Raw genomic sequence first — 514 nt, 5'->3', positions numbered from 1 at the left:
GGTACAATCCAGTCGATAAAAATTAATATTATATAGATGTAAACAAAAAAAACTGTCCTGACTTTATTTAATTCTAAATTATCGATAATTTCAGCCAATACAATCGTTTCAATGGCTGGTATAATACCTTGACAAAAAATAATTGTTGAATATGCAATACTTGCTATAGATGCTACTCTAAGAGGCATCATCAAATAAGTTAAATGTTTTAAAAATCTCATTTTAAATCTGTTCTCCTACTCCAATATAGTAATTGTTAATACCCCTTTCATCAAAATTAATTCAACTATTAAACCAATTGTAATATATAAATATTTCTCTGAAAGTTTTATAGCGATACAGGCTTAAACAAATATTTTTTCTTTGATTTGAAGAAATTTTTCCAGCCAAGTAGCCATCTCTTTATTTTCATTTATTGTGTATATCAATTCTAAAGAAAACTCAACTAGCCTGTTACTAATTAAACAATAGTCTTTATCCGGTTCAAAAAGATTATTTTCAACTAAATGACTAT

1 protein-coding gene is annotated in these 514 nt (G+C 26.1%); it reads right to left on the bottom strand.

From position 1 onward, the window contains the following. Positions 1 to 221, bottom strand: a 221-nt coding sequence (locus D1841_RS18525) for a hypothetical protein (RefSeq protein WP_166554420.1), incomplete at its 3' end; no start/stop codon positions are given. Positions 222 to 514: the final 293 nt, after the last annotated feature.

This window comes from Neglectibacter sp. X4, assembly GCF_009917365.1.
GTDB lineage: Bacteria > Bacillota > Clostridia > Oscillospirales > Acutalibacteraceae > Acutalibacter.
Note: the sequence above shows the minus strand (reverse complement) of the source record. Positions and strands in the feature narration are given on the sequence as shown.